The sequence below is a fragment of the Rhodococcus sp. JS3073 genome, from assembly GCF_026810085.1.
GTDB classification, from domain to species: Bacteria; Actinomycetota; Actinomycetes; order Mycobacteriales; family Mycobacteriaceae; genus Rhodococcus_F; species Rhodococcus_F wratislaviensis.
Genome location: NZ_CP113951.1, coordinates 6,480,144 through 6,500,228 on the forward strand (window position 1 = coordinate 6,480,144; position 20,085 = coordinate 6,500,228).

Here is a 20,085-nt window from a genome sequence, read left to right on the forward strand (position 1 = left end):
CGGACCTTCACCACTGCAGGAGATTTTCATGCACCCCGTATCCACCCGGCACCGGATCCGCCTCGTCGGGGCAGGGATCGCCACGTCCCTGTCGCCGGCGCTGCACGAACACGAGGCCGCCGCCCTCGGCCTGACCGACTACCGCTACGACCTGATCGACGTCGCGGCGGAGGGCATCCCCGTCGACAGTTCCGGCGACACGCTGCGGCAGGCCGTCGCAGCGGGCTGCACCGGACTCAACGTCACCCACCCGTGCAAGCAGGTGGTCGTCGACTCTCTCGACGAATTATCCGACAACGCACGACTTCTCGGCGCCGTCAACACCGTCGTCGTCCGTGACGGGCGGCTGATCGGTCACAACACCGACCACAGCGGATTCCTCGCGGCGCTGCGCCGGGGACTGCCCGATGCCACACTCGGCCGCGTCGTCCTCGCCGGTGCGGGCGGTGCCGGTTCGGCCGTCGCCTACGCGCTCGCCGCCGCCGGAGTGACGGACCTGCGGGTCGCCGACCTCGACCCGGCCCGAGCAGCGGACGTCTGCACGCGCCTCGCGGCGGCCTTCCCGCAGACGCGGGTCACGGCCATCCCCCTCGACACGATCGAAGCGAACCTGGAGCACTGCGACGGCGTCGTCAACGCCTCTCCGATCGGCATGGTCGGACATCCTGGAACGCCGTTCGACACCGACGCGCTCCATCCCGGCCTGTGGGTCGCCGACATCGTCTACCGCCCCCTGCGGACCGAACTCGTCGCGGCAGCAACCGCTCTCGGCTGCGACGTGCTCGACGGCGGTCAGATGCTCGTCGCTCAGGCGGCCGACACGTTCGCCCTCCTCACCGGGGTCACGCCCGACCCCGACCGGATGCGACGTCACCTCGGCGAACTGCTCGCCGATCAGTGCGCCCCGACCGTACTCGAGGAGTCCAGATGACCGCGCGTCCGTTCGCCGCACCACTCGACCTGGGTAACGTGCGACTGCGCAACCGCTTCGTGTCGGCGCCGATGGAGCGCAACTACTGCGAGGTCGACGGCACGATGACCGACGAGTACATCGCGTACCTCGAGCGCCGTGCGGCGGGCGGCGCAGCACTCGTCTTCACCGAGGCCAGCTACGTGCGGGCCGACGGCAAGGGCCGTATCCGGCAGATGGGCGTGGACGTCGACGAACGCATCCCGGGCATCGCGAAGATGGTCGAGGCGATCCACGCGCACGGTGCGCTCGTCGGCGTCGAACTCAATCACGGCGGCCGCACCGCGCAGGGTTCCGTCAGCGGATTCGTCCCCGTCGCACCGTCACCGATCCCGTGCGCGGTGGTCGGCGGCGAAATGCCCGAGCAACTCGACGGCGATGACATCGAGCACATCATCGAATGCTTCGGGGAGGCCGCCGCGCGCTGTCAGCAGGCCGGGGTCGACGTGATCTCGCTGCACGGCGGTCACGGCTACCTCATCCACCAGTTCCTCTCGCCGGCGTACAACCACCGCGACGACGAGTGGGCCGATCCGGCGCTGTTCGTCAACTCGGTGATCGACGCCGTGCGCACAAGGTCACCGGGTATCGCTCTCGGACTGCGATTCTCGGCGTTCGAAGCCGTCGACGGCGGTCTCGACGCCGAGACGACCCGCGCCCGCATCGACGCGATCGACACCGACCGGCTCGACTTCCTCGACGTCTCCGCCGGCAACTACGAATCCGGGCAGTGGATCATCCAGCCCGGCGAGTGGCCGCGCGGACTCCTCGCCCCGTTCTCCGAGCAGTACACGAGGGACTTCGACCTCCCCGTCGGAGTCGCAGGCCGGATCAGCTCACCCGAGGTCGCGGCGCAGATCATCGAATCCGGGCAGGCCGACTTCGTGAGCATGGCCCGCACCCTGCATGCGGACCCGGACTTCCCGAACCGCGCGCTGGACGGCGGCCGGTACCGGCCGTGCATCGCCTGCAACTACTGCATCGACAGCCTCGCCGCCGGACCCGTTCCGTGCTCGGTCAATCCGTGGGTGGGCCGCGAACTCGAGCAGCCGTCGAAGACGGCGGACGTGGCGGTGCGCGTCGCCGTCGTCGGCGGCGGGCCGTCGGGCATGGCGGCCGCCCGCGACCTCGCGCTCGCCGGGCACCGCGTCGACCTGTACGACGAACGCGACAGCCTCGGTGGTGATTTCGCACTGGCCTCCCGGCTGCACGAATACCCCGAGTACGCGAGGATCGTCGATTGGTACCTCGCCGAGATCGCCGACCTCGACATCACCTGCCACACCGGCACCCGGGTCGACGCCGCCGCACTGGCCGAACTCGACTTCGACGCCGTCGTGCTCGCGACGGGCGGCCGCGGACCCGCGATCGACCTCCCCGGGGCCGACACCCGGAGGGTTCGCGACGTTCGCGAGTTCCTGGAATCCGGGGACCCGGCACCCGAGGCGATCACGATCTTCGGCGCCGACCGGGAAGCGGCCGCGGTCGCCGACGACCTGCTCCAGCACGGCACAAAGGTGGTCATGATCGGCCCGCAGGAGACGATTGCCCACGACGTCGGCCGACGCGGCAAGATCGTGCTGCTGCCGCGGCTCGCGGCGAGTGCGAACCTCACCACCCACCTGTCGTCGATCGTGAAACGGGTCGAGGAAGACCGGGTAGTGATCTCCACGGGAGGTGCAGAACGGATCGTCGACGCCCCCGGCGAACTGCTGATCTCGCACGGCGTCGAACCACGCACCGACCTGCTCGCCGCACTGCGGTCGCCGGCACCGCGACTCGGCGTCCACACGGTCGGTGACGCGAGCGGTGACGGCGGCTCCATCCACGCCGCTCTCGTCACCGCAGCCGACGTCGCCGCGACGATCACCGCGGCCGCCGATGCTCTCGAAGAGGTCAACGCATGATGAACATCCCGCCCCTCGGTCTCGGGACCTGGCCACTGACCGGCCCGGACGCCACCCGGGCCGTGCTGTCCGGCATCGAAGCCGGCTACCGACTCGTCGACACCGCCACGATCTACGACAACGAGGACGCCGTGGGTGTGGCGCTCGCGGAGTGCGGACTGCCCCGCGAGGAGCTGTTCGTCACCACGAAACTGCGTGGGAGCGATCACGTGTCGGGTGACATCCGCGGCGCGGTCGAGCGCAGCCTGAAGAATCTGGGACTCGATCGGCTCGACCTGTTCCTCATCCACTGGCCGCTGCCACGCCACGACCGGTACGTGGCGGCGTTCGAGGCGATGCTCGCCTGCCGCGACGCCGGCCTCGTCCGCTACGTCGGCGTCTCCAATTTCCTGGAGACGCACCTGCGTCGCGTCGTCACCGAAACCGGAGAAGCGCCCGCGGTCAACCAGATCCAGATGGACCCGTCGCTCGCCCGGCTGCCCGTCCGTCGCGCGAACGACGAACTCGGCGTGCTCACGCAGTCGTGGAGCCCGCTGGGCCGCGGCGACGTGCTCGGTGCCGCTGTGGTCACCGACATCGCCCGGCGCCTCGACCACACCCCCGCGCAGGTGGTCCTGGCCTGGCACTTCGCGCAGGGTGTCGTGCCGGTCGCGAGATCCGCGAATCCCGCCCGCCAGGCCGAGAACCTGGCCGCCCTCGACGTGCGTCTCACCGCCGCGGACGTCGACGCCCTGAACCGTCTCGACCGCGGCGAGTCCGCGGCCCGGGACGTCGAAACCGAGGAGCACTACTGATGGCACTACGTATCGGCATCGTCGGTTGCGGAAAGATCGCCGGCAACCACGCCCGGGCCCTGCAGCAGGTGCCCGGCGTCGAGGTGGTCGGCTGCTGCGACCCCGACGTCGACCGCGCCCGCGAGTTCGCATCCGCACACGGCATCGCCCGCGCCGTCGGTTCGGTGGAGGAGTTGATCGCCCTCGGACTCGATGCGTGCACCGTCTGCACCCCGCATCCGGTGCACGAGCAGGTGGTCGTCGCGGCGGCGGAGGCCGGGATCCACGTGCTGTGCGAGAAGCCGATCGCCGTCGACGTCGCCGCAGCCGACCGGATGATCGCGGCCGCCGACCGCGCCGGTATCACGTTCGGTGTGCTGTTCCAGCGTCGATTCTGGCCGGCAGCGCAGCGCATCAGGGCGGCCATCGACGACGGCCGGATCGGCGTTCCGGTGCTCGGTGAGGCGTCGGTCCTTCTGCACCGCCCGTCGTCCTACTACTCCGCCGACGAGTGGCGTGGACGGTGGGACACCGACGGCGGCGGTGTCCTCATGACACAGGCCGTGCACCAGATCGACATGCTCCAGTGGTTCATGGGGGAGGCCGTCTCGGTGAGCGGCTTCATCCGCACCCACACGCACGGCGAGCACATCGAGACCGAAGACAGTGCGTCGGCCGTCGTCTCGTTCGCGTCGGGCGGCACTGCCACCGTCACCGCGACCACCGGCGCCAACCACAACCTCGGCAACCGGGTCACCGTCATCGGGCAGACCGGTGCGATCGCGAGCGTCCTCGAATTCCCGGAGGGCAGGGAGGGCGTCAACGAGATCTGGACGGTCCCAAGCGAAGTCGAGTTCCGCGCCCCGTTCACACCCGACGTCCGCGCCAATCTCGACGTCACCGAAGTCAACGCCGGACTCGCCGACTTCCACACACTCCAGGTACAGGACTTCGCGGACGCCGTCCTGACCGGTCGCGACCCCGCCGTCACCGGACGCGACGCGCGCGCCTCGCTGGCGATCGTCACGGCGATCTACGAGTCCTCGCGCACCGGCCGGGTCGTCGACCTCACGCCCGCACCGACTTTCGCAACAACATCCGCTCAGGAGACGCCATGACCCCCGCACACACCACCGCCACCTATGACGTCGTCGTCATCGGCTCCGGAGCGGGCGGCCTGTCCGCCGCCGTCGCCGCAGCCGACGGGGGCGCCTCCGTCCTCGTCGTCGAGAAGGCGGACACCTGCGGCGGCGCGACGGCATGGTCCGGCGGCTGGATGTGGGCGCCGCGGAACCTGTTCGCGCAGGCGGACGGCGTGAACGAGGACCGCTCGCTGCCGCGCACCTACCTCGAGCACCGACTCGGGGAGAACTTCGACGCCGCCAAGGTCGACGCCCTGCTCGACGGCGCACCCGAGATGGTTGAGTTCTTCGAAAAGAAGACGGCCCTGCAGTTCGTTCCGGGCGCGAAGATCGCCGACATCCACGGCGACACACCGGGTGCGGGCACGGGGCACCGCTCCGTCGGGCCGAAGCCGGTGAGCCTCCGCAAGCTCGGCCCCGACGTCGCGGCGCTGCTCCGGCGGCAGCTCTACGAGACGTCGTTCCTCGGCATGGGCATCATGGCAGGCCCGGACCTGCAGGCCTTCCTGCACTCGACGCGTTCGGCGAAGGCGTTCGTGCACTGCGCACGCAGGGTGTCCACGCACCTGCTCGACCTCGCCACCCAGCGGCGCGGCCAGCAACTCGTCAACGGCACCGCGCTCGTCGGCCGGCTGCTGCGGTCGGCGCTCGACGCCGGCGTCGAGATCCGCGTGAGCACGGCGGCCACCACGCTGACCACCGACTCCGCGGGCGCCGTCACCGGTGTCCGGCTCGAGGGCCCGGACGGGGCCTACTCCGTGTCCGCCCGCCGCGGAGTCGTCCTCGCCACGGGCGGCTTCAGTCGCGACGTCGACCGGCGCCGCGAACTCTTTCCCCGCACACCCACGGGCCGTGAACACTGGACCCTCACCCCGTCCACGACCACCGGCGACGGCATCACCCTCGGCGAATCGGTCGGCGGGCGCCTCGACCGCTCGGTCGCGTCGCCGGTGGCGTACTGCCCGGTGTCGATCATCCGGTACCGCAACGGCAAGGAGGGCGTGTTCCCGCACATCCTCGACCGCGGAAAGCCCGGCGCCATAGGCGTACTCGCCGACGGCCGCCGCTTCGTCAACGAGGCCCTCGGCTACCACGACTACACCCTCGCGATGGTCGACCAGGTCCCCGACGGCGACGAGGTCTGCTCCTGGCTGATCGCCGACCAGCGGTACCTGCGGTATTTCCCGCTGGGCATGGCCAAGCCGCTGCCGATCCCCACGTGGCCGTACCTGACGTCGGGGTACCTCACCCGCGGCCGCACGGTGCGCGAGCTGGCCGAGAAGATCGGCGTCGACCCGGACGGCCTGGAGAAGACGGTCGCAGCGTTCAACGAGGGCGCCCGCGACGGCGTCGACCCCGAATTCGGTCGTGGCACCACACCGTTCACCATCGGGTCGGGGGACGCCGACAACCCGTGGCCCAATGCCTCCCTCGCACCGCTCGAGGAGGGCCCGTTCTACGCGGTCAAGGTCGTGCCCGGCAGCTTCGGCACGTTCGCCGGTCTGGTCACCGACTCGGCGTCGCAGGTGCTGAACGACGACGACCAGCCGATCGACGGGCTGTTCGCCGTCGGGGTCGACCAGTCCAGCGTCATGGGCGGCCACTACCCGTCCGGCGGCATCAACCTCGGCCCGGCCATGACCTTCGGCTACCTCACCGGTCGCCGCCTCGCCTCGACGACAGGAGATCTGCGATGACCGCCCCCCTCGGCCTCGCCGCGCTCACCGTGCTCGACACCGCGCCGCTGCAGCAGGTGGACCTCGCCGAGAAGCACGGCTTCGACACCATCGGGATCCGGCTGCTGCCCGCCGCGCCCGGCACCACCGCCTACCCACTGCACGAGGACGAGGGCGCCCTCGACGCGCTGATCCGTCGTCTCGACGATTCGCCGATCGAGGTGTTCGACCTCGAAATCATCCGGTTGGGAGCCGATTTCGATCCGAAATCGTACGTTCCGCTGCTCGAGGCGGGCGCACGGCTCGGCGCGAAGGCCGTGCTCGTCGGCGGCGACGACCGCGACCGCTCCCGGCTCACCGACTCCTATGCCCGTCTCGCGGAACTGTGCGCGCAGTACGGCATCGTCGCCAGCCTCGAGTTCATGCCGTGGACGGCCGTGCCCGACGCGGCCACCGCGGTCGAGATCGTGTCGCAGGCCGACGGGCCTGCCCGCAGCGTGCTGGTCGACGGGCTGCACGTCGGACGGTCGAGCACCACGCTCGACGACCTGGCGGCGATCCCGCGGGACTGGCTGCACTACGCCCAGATGTGCGACGGCTCGGTGCCTGCGCCTGCGGACGACGCCGAACTGATCCGTCAGGCCCGCGAGGAGCGCCTCGTTCCGGGGTCGGGTGGCATCCCGCTCGCCGACATCTGGTCCACGTTGCCGGCGGGTCTTCCGGTGAGCATCGAACTCCCCAACGAGCCGCTCCGGCGTGCCGTCGGCACGGATGCGTGGCTCGCGCGGCTGGTCGCCGCCACCCGGGAGGTGCTCGCGCAGGTTCCGGCGGCCACCGGACACTGATTTGTCCGCGCTACCGTTCTTGCATGCCCCGCCCCGACAACGTCCCCGTGTACACGATGCGCCAGCTGGCGGCGTTCGTGGCGGTGGCGGAGACCGGGACGATCAGCGGTGCGGCCGAGCGGATGCACCTGTCGCAGTCGGCGTTGTCCGCGGCGGTGACGGATCTGGAGAAGGCACTGAAGGCGCAGCTGTGTGTGCGCCGGCGCGCCCGCGGTGTGCAGCTGACCCCGACCGGGGAGGCGGTGCTGTCGCGGGCGCGGGCCCTGCTGCAGCAGGCGGGGGAGTTGCAGTCCGACGCGTCCGGGGAGGGCGGTGTCGTCGCGGGGCCGATCGCCGTCGGCTGCTACCCGGCGCTCGGCCCGACGATCCTGCCGTCGATGTTGTACGCGTTCACCGCCGAGTACCCGCGGGCGTCCGTGGAGTTCCGGGAGGACACCCAGAACCGGTTGCGGACGCAGCTCGAGGGCGGCGAACTGGACGTCGCCATCGTCTACGACCTCGACCTGCCCCCGGACTGGCAGACCGTCCCGCTGATGACCCGCGAGCCGATGATCGTCCTCGGGGCGGAGCATCCGCTGGCGGGAATCGACGGGCCGGTGCGCCTCGTGGATCTGGCCGAGCACCCGATGGTGCTGCTGGACGCGCCGCCCAGCACCACCCACGCGATGGACGTCTGCCGCGAGGCCGGTTTCGCGCCCCGGGTGGCGTATCGGACCGCGAACTTCGAGACGGCGCGGGCCTTCGTCGGGCGCGGTCTGGGGTGGACGCTGCTGCTGCAACGACCCCGGGTGGACGTCACGTACGAGGGTCTTCCGGTCGTCGTGAAACCGATCGCCGACCCGAAACCGGCGTCGGTGGCCGTGGTGGTGGCGTGGCATCAGGAGGCGACGCTGAGCCGGGTCGCGCGAGCATTCATCCGGTTCGTCACGGCCTGAACTGCGTATTCGTGCCTTCCACAGTTTTTCCGCAATTCATGTGGGGATAGTCCCGCTTTTCAGATGTGTGTGAGTCGGGTCATTGTTTTCCGGTAGCGCGATGAGTGTGCGCGCAGCAGAACCGGGAAGGCAGACGATGACGGCAATCACCGAGGAGAGGCGACACCGCCGGTGTCTCACAAGGAAGCGCGCAGGGCAGTCCTGTCGAGCTTCGTCGGTACCGCGATCGAGTGGTACGACTTCTTCATCTACGGCACCGCCGCAGCCCTGGTGATCGGACCGCAGTTCTTCCCCGGCGCGTCGACGTTCGCCGGAACCCTGGCCGCATTCGCCACGTTCGCGGTCGGCTTCATCGCCCGCCCGATCGGCGGTGTCGTCATGGGCCACTTCGGTGACCGCATCGGGCGCAAGTCGATGCTGGTGCTGTCGCTGACCATGATGGGCGTCGCGACCGTCGGCATCGGCCTGCTCCCGAACTTCGAGGTCATCGGGGTGGCCGCACCCATCCTGCTGGTGGCGTTGCGGTTCGTCCAGGGCATCGGCGTCGGCGGCGAATGGGGCGGTGCGGTGCTCATGGCCACCGAACACGCCCCGGAAGGCAAGCGCGGACTGTACGGCGCGGCGCCGCAGATGGGCGTCCCGGCCGGAGTGATCATGGCGAACGTCGTGTTCCTCGCCGTCACCCAACTGCTGTCGGACGACGCGTTCCAGACGTGGGGCTGGCGGGTGCCGTTCCTGATGAGCGCCGTGCTCGTCGGCGTCGCGATGTGGATTCGCCTCGGCGTCTTCGAGTCCCCGGCCTTCGCGGAGGCCAAGGAGAGCGACACGATCGTGAAAATGCCGATCGTCGAGGTGCTGACCCGCAACTGGCGGACCGTGCTGCTCGCGGCGGGCACGTTCATCGCCACCAACGGCATCGCCTACGTGTTCATGGTGTACGTCCTGACGTACGGCACCAAGGAACTCGGCTACAGCCGCGCCACCATGCTCACACTGCTGATCGTCGCGTGCCCGGTCTGGATGGCGGGCATGGCCGTGTCGGCCTGGAGGTCGGACGTGCTCGGCAGGCGCCGCGTCTACACGTGGAGTTCGATCGCGCTCGTGATCGTGGCCGCGGTGTTCTTCCCCCTCATCGACACGGCGTCGATCCCCGTCATGCTGCTCGCAATGATCGTGATGGCGGCGGTGCTCGGCACCACCGCGGGGCCGCAGTCCGCACTGTTCGCGGAACTCTTCCCCGCCCACATCCGGTACAGCGGTGCGTCGCTCGGCTACCAGATCGGCGCCATCCTCGGCGGCGGACTCGCACCGTTCATGGCGACGTGGCTGTTCGGGGCCTTCGGCAGTTCGACGGCAATCACCGCCTATTTCGTGGTGATCGCCGTGGTCAGTCTCGTCTCCATCCTGCTGTTGCCGGAAACCAACACCACGCGCCGGGAAGCGGAGGCCGTCTGACATGTCCACTTACTTTCAGCCACAGAAGTACCCGGCGGCGGAGTTCGCGTCGACCGGTGCAACCGGCGAGGCCCTGCCCGTCGTCGTCGTGGGCGCGGGCCCGGTCGGCATGGGCGTCGCGCTCGGCCTCGCGCAGCGCGGTATCCCCGTCACCGTGCTCGAGGCCGCCGACCAGGTGTCGTTCGGCAGCCGCGCCATTTGTATCTCCCGGCACAGCCTGGAGGTGGCGGCCCGGCTCGGTTTCGGCCCCGAACTCGAGAAGATCGTGCTCCCCTGGGTGGGTGGGCGCAGCTTCTACCGCGACGAGCAGGTGCTGCACTTCGAGATGGCACACGGCGAACACGACGTCCGCGGGCCCATGGTCAACGTGTCGCAGTCCGAGATCGAGCAGATCATGACGGACACGCTGCTCGCGCACCCACTGATCACGTTCCACTGGTCGTCGAGCGTCGCCGGGATCCTGCGGTCGGACGAGGACGTGACACTCGACGTCGACACCGCGTTCGGTGCGCGCCGGCTCCGCGCACGCTGGGTGGTGGCCGCCGACGGCGGCCGCAGCCGGATGCGTGAACTCGCGGGAATCCGGTTGCAGGGAAACAGCTATCAGGGCAATTACGTCATCGCCGACATCCACTGGGAATCGACGCTGCCCGCCGAGCGGATGGTGTGGTTCGACCCGCCGAGCAACCCCGGCTCGACGATCATCATGCATCAGCAGCCCCGCGACATCTGGCGCATCGACTACCAACTCGACAGTTCCGACGACGCCGAACTCGAGACGCAGGAAGACCGCATCCGCGACCGGATCACCCGGCACCTCGACTGGCTCGAGAACGACGTGCCGTGGACCCTCGAATGGCACGGCTTCTACCGCGCGCACGCGCTCGCGCTGGACGACTTCACGCACGATCGCATCCTGTTCGCCGGGGACGCCGCCCACCTGGTGCCGATCTTCGGTGTCCGCGGGCTGAACTCCGGCATGGAGGACGCCGAGACCCTCGCCTGGACACTGGCGGCCGTCGTCCACGGGACCGCGGACGAGAGCCTCCTGCAGGCATATTCGGCCGAACGGCGCGCCGCCTGGCAACAGAACGTCGACAACGCGGGCAAGTCGACGCTCATCATGTCGCCCGGCAGCCACGGCTACCGCACCACCCGCGACGCCGTCCTCGCGCTGGCCACGACCCGTCCGGAGTTCGGTCACCTCGTCAATCCGCGGCAGTCGAGTGCGACGCACGCGCACCTGTCGCCGCTCACATGGCCGGTGGCCGAGGGGACGACCGGGCTGCTGCCCGGGGATCCGATGGAGGACAGGCGTGTTCGCATCGTCACCACCGACGGATCGGTGGAGTCTTCGCTGAACCGTGTCCGGGGAACGGGTTTCGCGGTGCTCGGTGTCGGAGTCGACGCGGCCGGTGCTCGGATGCTCGCCGCGCACGCGTCGGCGCTCGCGATGGCGCTGTCGCCCGAATCGGTGCGGGCGGTCGTCGTCCCGGCACCGGGTGCGGTGGTGGACGCGGCGGCCGACCTGACGGTCCTCGACGACCCCGACGGTGTGCTGCCGCCGGCTCTCGGCGCGTCCGCGGGTGAGTGCTTCGTGATCCGCCCGGACGGACTCGTCCTGTGCCGGGTCCGCGACCTGTCGCTGCTCGGCGACGTCCACGACCACCTGAAAACGGCCACCGCCCCCACACTGGGCGTCGTCCCCGCGCACACGGAGACGACGGCGACGCCGGACGACCTGCTGCGCGAGAACGTGTGGATGGGACTGTCGGAGGCGCTCGACCAGGCGGACGAGTCGGACCGCGAGGGATTCCTGACCCGGCTCGCGCTGCTGCTCGGATCGCGGTCGGGCCTGCGGGAGTTCGAGGAAGCGCTGGCCGCCGCCGCCCACGTGAGTGGCAAAGTGTGCTCCGGCACTCCGCGGCACTCACATGTGGACGCTTAGCCTGGGAGCATGGCGCACCCACAGTTCCTGAACTCGCCCAAGTCCTTCGTCGTCGACGCGCTCCGCGGGGCCGTCGCCACCACCGACGACCTCGAATGGCATCCGGAACCGGGATATCTCACACGGCGGGAACCGTTGCCGGCCGGGCAGGTCGCGTTGCTGTCGGGCGGCGGGTCCGGGCACGAACCGCTGCACGCCGGGTTCGTCGGCCGGGGCATGCTCACCGGAGCCTGCCCCGGCCTGATCTTCACCTCGCCCAACGCGCTGCAGGTGCGGGCCGCTACCGAGGCCGTGGATGCGGGCGGCGGCGTCGTGCACATCGTGAAGAACTACACCGGCGACGTCCTCAACTTCCGCATCGCCGGCGAACTGGCGGCAGAGGACGGCATCGCGGTCGAGCACGTGCTCGTCGACGACGACGTCGCCTCCGAACGGGAGGACGGGCCCGGACGTCGCGGCACCGCGGCCACGATCGCGGTCGAGAAGATCTGCGGCGCTTCGGCCGAACGCGGCGACGACCTCGCCACCGTCGCGGAGTTCGGGCGGCGCACGGCCCGGAATTCCCGCAGCATGGCGGTCGCGTTGAGAGCGTGCACCGTTCCGGGGGCGGACTCGCCCTCGTTCGACCTCCCGGAGGGTCAGATCGAACTCGGGATCGGCATCCACGGCGAACGCGGAACCGAACGGGTCGACGCGATGGCGGCGGCCGAACTGGTCCGCCGGCTCACCGACCCCGTGCTCGCCTCGCTCGGCGTGGAGCGGGGGGATCCGGTGATCGCCATCGTCAACGGGCTCGGCGCGGCTCATCCGCTGGAGCTGCAGCTGCTGTTCGGTGAGCTCGCCGACCACCTCGTGGAGCGGGGTGTGGTGATCCGGCGCTCGCTGGTCGGCAGCTTCGTCACTGCCCTCGACATGGACGGTGCGTCCATCACACTGGTGCGCTGCGACGACCAGCTCCTCGACCTGTGGGACGCACCGACTGCCGCACCGGGATGGCCCAATGCCCCGGCCGGGGAATTCCGCGGCATCGCAGACGAATCCGAGGTGGGGTTCCGGTCGAACGTCGCCTCCCGCGAGGACGAACCGGAGGTACCCGGCACCGCCGACGCGCTGGGCCGGGCGGCTGTGGGCGCGTGGATCGGCGCGTTCGTCGAGAAGGTGCTCGCCGAGGAGCCGAACCTCACCGACCTCGACCGCCGCGCAGGCGACGGGGACTTCGGCACCAACATGGTGGCCGCACTCGACCACGTCGATGTTCCCCGGATCCGCGACGGCTACTCCCCGGCGACGGTGTTCGAGTCACTGTCCGACGCCTACCTCGGTCATGCGGGTGGCACGTCGGGCGCGCTGTTCGGCGTCTGGTTCCGCCAGTTCTACCGGGTGGCCGCCGACGCACCGCACGGTCTGGACACGAGGGCGATCACCGCCGCGGCGCGGGCCGGCCTCGACACGATCCAGGAACTCGGCGGCGCGCAACCCGGCGACAAGACGATGATCGACGCCATCGCCCCCGCCGTCGCCGCCCTCGAATCGGCCGCCTCGGCCGGGAAGGGTCCGGCCGACGGTCTGGCCGACGCCGCGGACGCCGCCGCCCGCGGTGCCGAGGCGACCGCGGACATCACCGCGCGGCGCGGCCGGGCCAGCTATATCGGTGAGGCGGCGCGCGGTGTCGTGGACCCCGGTGCCCTGGTGCTGTCGTGGTTCTTCGCCGAGGCAGCGGAAGCGGCCCGCGCGGTCGGGTAGTCACCGTGCGCCGTGCTCGGCACGTAAGGTGAGGGGAAGAACGCCGAGTCGTGCTGCGCAAACCCGTCGCCACACCTCTCTCCACCTGCGTACGGGACGCAGAATCAGGGACGGACACGTAGACAGTGGAAGACACCGCCAGCCGGGGAATCCAGGCTTTCATCGCCGATGTCGTGGAACGGGGTGGCAAGGCGGTCCGGCTCACCCACTCGCGACGCAACCCCGTCCAGGTCTGGGGCGACGACGGCACGAGCTGCATCGTGCGGGTGCGCTCCAAGCTCAGCGGTGACTGGCAGGCCCGCAAACAGGACGAATCGCTCGATGACGACGACACCGGCTCGCAGTTCTGGGTGTTCGTGGATCTCGCGAGTTCCCCGGAGGAGTTCTTCGTCGTGCCCTCGTCCGAGGTCGCGGACGATATCCGCGCCGAGGTGGATCTGTGGATGATGGACACCCCCGGCCGCACGCGGACCGGACATCACGCGATTCCGCTGAGCCGGGTCGCGCACGGTCGCGGCCGCTGGGACCTGCTCGGGCTGGCGGGGGAGAAGGACCCCAGCCGTTACAGCGATGCGCAACGCGCCACGACGGCGGCAACGTTGCGTGCAGACGCCGCAGCCCGCGCATCCGCCCGGAAGAAGCCGGCCAAAGCGGCCGCGGCGTTGGAGGAACTGATCGATACCCGCCTCGAGGTCGTGGCCGACTTCGAGGGTTATCGGCTGGTCGGACGGTTCGACCCCGACACGCAGACGCTGGAGATCATGCGCGGTCCGATGCAGGGCCGCCGGTTTCCCGACCCCACGACAGCGGCGACCGCCGTGGCCAGTCATATCAGCGGAGACATCGAAACCCACGACGGCTGGGAATTCTGGCGAACCGAACAGGGTGATCGAATTCCCATGGGGCAGAACAGTATCCGCTAATCGCTGAGAGTTCCCTGAAACTGTTCCGGCGCGCGACGGTTGAGAATACCCTGAGGTGGGTACCGCAGACATGATCCGCCGTGCATGGCGGTAGTGGCCACGGCCGATGGGAGCTCATCATGCGAATCGTCGACGGCGCAGTGCACGCCGTGTCAGGTGCTGCGAACGCGACGACCAGTGCGGCCGGTGCGGTCGGCGGCGCCGCGATCGGCGGTGTGGTCGGCGGAGTGCGCGGGGCGGCGGGCGGGGTCCGGTCAGGCATGGCGAGCGGAAGTCATTCGACACCGGCCGCCGCGCTGACATTGGCGGCTGTCGGGGCAGCGGGACTGGTCGAGTGGCCGGTGCTGGTCACCGTGGGCGGGGCGGCACTCGTGCTGCGGCAGTTCGGCGCGGGTTCCAGGCAGTAGCTGCTGTGGGGCTCGGTCGATACCTCTTCGCCGCTGCGTCCCTGCCGGTGCGCGGCGCCGGTGTCGGACTCGGGGTGGCCTCCTACGGGGGCACGGTCGCCGCCGATCTGATGGCGACCACCGCACGGACCGCGACACAGATCGTCACCGAGGTGCTCGGGGGAACCCCGGCCCGCCGTGCCAGTTCCGGACACGGCCGTGCCTGGATCGAGGTCCGCGGACTCGCCGGACCTCGCGGGGACGACGTGGCCGCGACCGTTCTCCGCGCGGTCCGGGAGACCACCGGTGTGGAGGGAGCGGAACTCAACCGCGCGCTGTCCCGGCTGGTCGTGACGGTCGGCGAGCACGGACCGTCGGTGGCCGAGCTGTGCACGGTGGTCGCGGGCGCGGAGGATGTCGCGCGACCGGTTCCTCGCGGTGCCGTCCGTGACCGGCCCGCAGAACTTCCCGGCGACGACGTCGCACTCGCCGAACGTGCCCTCGCACTGGCCGCCGTCACGACGGGCCTGGTCGCGGCCGCCGGCGTTCGCCTGCTTCCGATGCCCACCCTGCCGGCGGCGGTGCCTGCCGCGGCAGTCACCTTCGTCAACTATCAACCGCGACTGCGCAGCATGGTCGAGGAGCGGCTCGGGCCGGACGCCGCGGAACTGCTGCTCGCCACCGCTCAGGCCGTCGGTGACGTGCTGCGGCGGGCGCCTGCGTCACTCGCCGTGGACGTGGCACTGCGGTCGGCGATCACGGCGGAGGCGTGGTCGGGTCGGCGGGTGTGGCACCGCCGCGAACCCGAACTGGCCCGGGACCCCGCGGACGACACCGGCCGCCCCGCCCGCGAGCGCGGCGCATCGGGACCGGTGGAGCGGGACGTCGACCGGGCGGCGATCGCGCAGTGGGTGGGGGCGACCGCGGTGGGGGCGGCGACCCGGAGCGTGGCAGGCGCCGCGGACGCGGCCCTGGTCGCCGCGCCGAAGGCGGCGCGCACCGCACGCGAGGCCTTCGCCGCGACGCTCGGCCGTGGACTGGCCGATCGGCACGCCGTGCTGGCCCTGCGTCCCGGCGCCCTCCGCTACCTGGACCGGGTCGACGCGGTAGTCGTGGACCCGTCGGTGCTGCACACGACCGAGCTCCGGGTGAGCGGTATCCGTGCGGTGCGGGACACCGACCGGACGAGAGTGTGGGAGGCCGCTCGATCTGCCGTGGAGGCCGGCTCTCTCGGGGTGGGCTGGCACGCGCTCGCCGACCTTCCCGGCGATGTCGCCGCGGCGACCGTGGACGAAGATTCCGCCGTCCTCGTGACGCCTGCCCACCATCCGAGCGCGGTGGCCGTGCTCGCGCAGGCGCGCACGTCGGGCGTCCCGGTGGTGTCGGTGAACGTGGACACGCTCGGCGGACTCCGCTCGGCTTTCGACGATCTGCTCCCCTCGAGCGGATCGCTGGATGCGGACCTTCGCGACGCCGTCGCGCAGTTGCAGGCGAACGGCGCGACGGTCGCGGTGATCGCCGGTCGCGCGCCGCACGCCCTGTCGTCCGCCGACGTCGGTATCGGTGTCCTCGTCGACGACGCCCCGCCGCCGTGGTGTGCGGACCTGCTGGTCGACGACCTCGTCGGAGTCTGGCGGGTGCTGCGGTCGTTACCGGACGCGCGGACGGCGAGCCGGCGCGGCGTCGAGATCGCGACGGCGGCGTCGATGCTGGGTGCGCTCGTCATGCTGCCGGGAGTGCGTGGCCGCGGACCCGGACCCGTCACGGTCGGCGCGGCGGCAGGATTGTGGACGGGGCATTCCCTCGCCCGCGGCGTGCTGCGGGCCGAGCTTCCACCCGCCGCCCCGGTTCACGCCTGGCACGAGATGCCGGTGACGGACGTGCGCCGTCTGCTGCCCGCGCGCGACGACGACGATGCCGCGGTGTCCCGTCGTCGCTCGGTGAATCTGGTGCTGACCCCGGTCGAGGCGATCGGGCGGCTCACGGCGTGGCCGGTCGGGCTGGCCTGGGATTTCGGCCGGGCGATGCGCACGGAACTGTCGGATCCGCTGACCCCCGTCCTCGCCACCGGGTCGGCGGCGAGCGCCCTGCTGGGGTCGCCGATCGACGCGGTGCTCGTGGGGTCGGTGCTGGCGGGCAATGCCGCGCTGTCGGCCGTGCAACGCCTGCACGCGGAACGTCTGCTGAACCGGTTGCTGGCGGCGGGCGACCCGCCCGCGCACCGCGTCGCCGGGCCCCCGGAGCGCCGGGTGACCGAACGGGTGGAGGCGTCGCGGTTGCGGCCGGGCGACGTGATCGAGATCGGCCCCGGCGAGGTGGTGCCCGCCGACGGCCGGCTGGTCGACGCATCGGGCGTCGAGGTCGACGAGTCCTCGCTCACCGGGGAATCGCTGCCGGTGAGCAAGCAGACGTCGCCGACTCCGGGCGCACCGCTCGGCGAACGTGCCTGCATGGTGTTCGCGGGGACCACGATCCTCACCGGCACGGCCGCGGCGATCGTCACCGCGGTGGGCGACGCAACGGAAGCGGGACGCGCGGGCGCGCTCACTCCCGCGACTGCGTCGCACGTGGGTCTGCAGGCGCAGCTCAGAAGCCTCACCGACCGGGTGCTGCCCGTCAGCGTGGGTGGTGGCGTCCTGGTCACTGCCGTGGGGTTCCTGCGCGGCACCGGACTGCGGCAGGCGGTCACGAGCGGTGTCGCGGTCGCGGTGGCGGCCGTTCCCGAGGGTCTGCCGCTCGTCGCGACACTCGCGCAGCAGGCCGCCGCACGCAGACTGACGAGGTCCGATGCGCTGGTGCGAGCGCCCCGCTCCGTCGAGGCGCTCGGCCGCGTCGACGTGGTGTGCTTCGACAAGACGGGCACCCTGAGCGAGAACCGCCTGCGGGTCGTCACCACCGTCCCCGAACCGGGGTTCGCACGCGAGGACGTCCTCGCGTGCGCCGGCCGGAGTGCCGTGACCCCCGACGGCAGCCCGGCCGCGCACGCCACCGACGTCGCGATCGCCGACGCGGCAGTGGACCTGCTTCCGCCGGAGGACGACCGGAGCAGCTTTCTTCCGTTCCGCTCCGGCCGGCCCTACTCGGCCGCGCTGTCGGGGACGCACCTGTCGTTGAAGGGTGCACCGGAAGTCGTGGTTTCGGCGTGCACCGGAATCGACGCGGACGCCGTGCACGACACCGTTCTCGGTATGGCTGCCGACGGGTTGCGCGTCATCGCCGTAGCCCGCCGGACCGTCACGTCATTCCAGGCGCGGCGCGCAGCCGACGACGCCGCGGTACTCGACGATCTGTGCGGCAGCGGGCTGCACCTCGTCGGACTGCTCGGGCTGGCCGACACCCCGCGCCCCGAAGCGGCCGGACTGCTGCCGGAGCTGGAACGGCGACAGGTCGGGGTCCGGCTGATCACCGGCGACCATCCCGTCACGGCCACCGCCATCACGCGCGAGCTGGGACTGGCCGTGTCGTCCGAGCAGGTGATCAGCGGGACCGACTGGGACACCCTCTCGCATCGGGGGCAGGAGAACGCCGTCGAGAAGTGCGTCGTCTTCGCCCGGATGTCGCCCGAGAACAAGGTGCAGATCGTGCAGACCCTCGAACGGGTCGGTCACGTCTGCGCGATGGTCGGCGACGGCGCCAACGATGCCGCCGCGATCCGGGCGGCCAGCGTGGGGATCGGTGTCAGCTCGCGTGGCAGCGACCCGGCCCGCAGCGCCGCGGACGTGGTGCTCCTCGACGGCCGCGTCGACGCGTTGCTCGACGCCCTCGACGAGGGCCGTCAGTTGTGGCGGCGGGTACAGGCGGGAGTGTCGGTGCTGCTCGGCGGGAACGCCGGGGAGGTGGCGTTCGCCCTGATCGGCAGCGCGATCGCCGGACGGTCGCCGCTCACGGCGCGTCAGCTGCTGCTGGTGAACGTGCTCACCGACGCCCTGCCCGCGGCCGCGCTCGCGGTGAGTCCGCCCAACGAACAGGCCCGGGGAGAGGGCCGCGGCCCGGACAGTGCTGCGCTGTGGCGGACCGTCGCGATCCGCGGCGCCGCCACCGCGGCAGGCGCGACGACGGCGTGGGCGCTGGCCAGCGTGACGGGCCGGCAACGCCGGGCGTCGACGGTGGGGCTGGTGGCGCTGGTCGGCACCCAGCTGGGTCAGACACTGATCGATTCGCGGAGCCCGCTCGTGGTGCTCACCGCGGGCGGTTCACTGGCCGCACTCACCGTGATGGTCAGTACTCCCGGTGTCAGTCAGCTCCTCGGCTGCACCCCGCTCGGACCGGTCGGGTGGGCCCAGGCGCTGGGCTGCGCGGGTGCGGCGACCGCGGCGGCGGCATTCGCACCGGGGCTGCTCGAAAAGATTGCGGGCGATCAGTCGACGATCTCGATGACGCCCGCCCTCAGCAGCACCGCGTACACCTCCCGCAGCGGTGGGGTGAGTACGCGGGTGACCACCCCGGTCACCGGGTCCCCGGCGGCGGAGAAGACACCGGCAGCGGTCTGGGCGACGGAACTCAGCACGCCTGACACGGTCCCCGGTCAAGGTGGCTGACCGGGAAACGGCACGGACAAGGGAGACGAACGATGGCCCAACGAACGTCGGAGGCGGAGTCGCAGAGCGACGCCGTCCAGCGGGTGCGGGAGGCCCGCAGCTTCGCGGTGCAGCTACCTGTCCTCGGCAGGGTGCCGCTGCCGCGTCCCGAGCAACTGGCTTTCTTCGCGGCGATCGGCTTGCTCGCCGCCGTCGAGATCATCGAATGGCCGGTCGCCCTGACCATTGCGGCAGGACACATCCTCATCACCGATCAGCACAACCGCGCCGTCCAGGAGATCGGGGAGGCCCTGGAAGGCGCGTGACGCGGAAGCCCGGATCAGGCGGGCGGGCAGGCCGGTGACGTCAGCTGCGCGATCGCCACGATGGAACACGCCGTGGCCTTCGACAATTTCCATGTCCCGTTCTCGCCGGGCACGAAGATGGCGGGCAGGGTGTTCTGCTGCACCTGGCCGTTGATCGTCAGCTGCAGCTGCGCGCTGGCGCTGCCGTCGCCGTTGTCGATCACCGGGTCCAGCACCTGAACCTGCGCACCCGCCTGCTGGGCGGCGGCAGCGACCTGATTGAACAGGTTCGGATCCTGCTCCGAACCCTCCACCATGGCGATCTTCTCCTCGAGAGGAGTGGCCGGGTCGAGGCCCTTCGCCAGCAGGGCGTTGAGGTCGGCCGCGGTCGGCAATTCGAGTTCGGCGGTGGTCTCGGCCGCCGCGGTGGTCGTGGACGTGGTGGTCGCGCTCGGCCCGGACGGCTCGTCGGAACCACAAGCGGACATCGTGAGGGCTGCGGCGATCGCTACCGCAGCAACCGTGATTTTGCGGATCGTCAACTCAGTTACCTCTTCGTA

The 20,085-nt window shown here is 70.8% G+C and carries 15 protein-coding genes; 14 read left to right on the forward strand and 1 reads right to left on the reverse strand.

All coding sequences use genetic code 11. The features are described from left to right. Positions 1–28: 28 nt before the first annotated feature. The 14 genes from OYT95_RS29445 (at position 29) to OYT95_RS29510 (ending at position 19,546) form a co-directional block, all read left to right on the forward strand. Positions 29–931, forward strand: a complete 903-nt coding sequence (locus OYT95_RS29445) for a shikimate dehydrogenase (RefSeq protein WP_128641632.1) — start codon at positions 29–31, stop codon at positions 929–931. Then, positions 928–2,877, forward strand: a complete 1,950-nt coding sequence (locus OYT95_RS29450; RefSeq protein ID WP_268789801.1) for an oxidoreductase — start codon at positions 928–930, stop codon at positions 2,875–2,877. The genes OYT95_RS29445 and OYT95_RS29450 overlap by 4 nt, the downstream gene beginning before the upstream one ends. After that, positions 2,874–3,671: an aldo/keto reductase gene (locus tag OYT95_RS29455; RefSeq protein ID WP_268789802.1), complete on the forward strand. Its 798-nt coding sequence runs from the start codon at positions 2,874–2,876 to the stop codon at positions 3,669–3,671. Before OYT95_RS29450 ends, OYT95_RS29455 begins: the two co-directional genes overlap by 4 nt. Next, the gene (locus OYT95_RS29460; RefSeq protein WP_268789803.1) at positions 3,671–4,768 is read left to right on the forward strand and encodes a Gfo/Idh/MocA family protein; all 1,098 of its coding nucleotides are present in this window, start codon (positions 3,671–3,673) and stop codon (positions 4,766–4,768) included. Before OYT95_RS29455 ends, OYT95_RS29460 begins: the two co-directional genes overlap by 1 nt. After that, on the forward strand, positions 4,765–6,489 hold the full coding sequence (locus OYT95_RS29465; RefSeq protein WP_268789804.1) for an FAD-dependent oxidoreductase: 1,725 nt from the start codon (positions 4,765–4,767) through the stop codon (positions 6,487–6,489). The genes OYT95_RS29460 and OYT95_RS29465 overlap by 4 nt, the downstream gene beginning before the upstream one ends. Continuing rightward, positions 6,486–7,313 carry a sugar phosphate isomerase/epimerase family protein gene (locus OYT95_RS29470; protein WP_268789805.1) on the forward strand — a complete coding sequence of 276 codons (828 nt, stop codon included), beginning with the start codon at positions 6,486–6,488 and terminating at the stop codon, positions 7,311–7,313. The genes OYT95_RS29465 and OYT95_RS29470 overlap by 4 nt, the downstream gene beginning before the upstream one ends. A 23-nt stretch (positions 7,314–7,336) precedes the next feature. Further along, positions 7,337–8,248, forward strand: coding sequence for a LysR substrate-binding domain-containing protein (locus tag OYT95_RS29475; protein WP_268789806.1), 912 nt, complete (start codon positions 7,337–7,339; stop codon positions 8,246–8,248). A gap of 171 nt (positions 8,249–8,419) precedes the next feature. Continuing rightward, on the forward strand, positions 8,420–9,703 hold the full coding sequence (locus tag OYT95_RS29480) for an MFS transporter (protein WP_268789807.1): 1,284 nt from the start codon (positions 8,420–8,422) through the stop codon (positions 9,701–9,703). 1 nt (position 9,704) lies between these two features. Next, positions 9,705–11,651 (forward strand): FAD-dependent monooxygenase, encoded by a 1,947-nt coding sequence (locus tag OYT95_RS29485; RefSeq protein ID WP_268789808.1) that lies wholly within the window; start codon positions 9,705–9,707, stop codon positions 11,649–11,651. A gap of 9 nt (positions 11,652–11,660) precedes the next feature. Then, entirely contained in the window at positions 11,661–13,394 is a 1,734-nt protein-coding gene (gene dhaL, locus OYT95_RS29490) for a dihydroxyacetone kinase subunit DhaL (RefSeq protein WP_268789809.1), read from the forward strand. A 125-nt stretch (positions 13,395–13,519) separates the two neighbouring features. Next, on the forward strand, positions 13,520–14,317 hold the full coding sequence (locus OYT95_RS29495) for a hypothetical protein (protein ID WP_037238710.1): 798 nt from the start codon (positions 13,520–13,522) through the stop codon (positions 14,315–14,317). A gap of 119 nt (positions 14,318–14,436) precedes the next feature. Continuing rightward, positions 14,437–14,724 (forward strand): hypothetical protein, encoded by a 288-nt coding sequence (locus tag OYT95_RS29500; protein WP_037238719.1) that lies wholly within the window; start codon positions 14,437–14,439, stop codon positions 14,722–14,724. Between the two features lie 5 nt (positions 14,725–14,729). Beyond that, positions 14,730–19,241 carry a cation-translocating P-type ATPase gene (locus OYT95_RS29505; RefSeq protein ID WP_268789810.1) on the forward strand — a complete coding sequence of 1,504 codons (4,512 nt, stop codon included), beginning with the start codon at positions 14,730–14,732 and terminating at the stop codon, positions 19,239–19,241. Positions 19,242–19,273: 32 nt separating this feature from the next. After that, positions 19,274–19,546, forward strand: a complete 273-nt coding sequence (locus OYT95_RS29510; RefSeq protein ID WP_037226710.1) for a hypothetical protein — start codon at positions 19,274–19,276, stop codon at positions 19,544–19,546. Positions 19,547–19,560: 14 nt separating this feature from the next. Here the strand turns inward: OYT95_RS29510 and OYT95_RS29515 are convergent, their stop codons facing one another. After that, positions 19,561–20,067: a hypothetical protein gene (locus tag OYT95_RS29515; protein WP_112301867.1), complete on the reverse strand. Its 507-nt coding sequence runs from the start codon at positions 20,065–20,067 to the stop codon at positions 19,561–19,563. Positions 20,068–20,085: the final 18 nt, after the last annotated feature.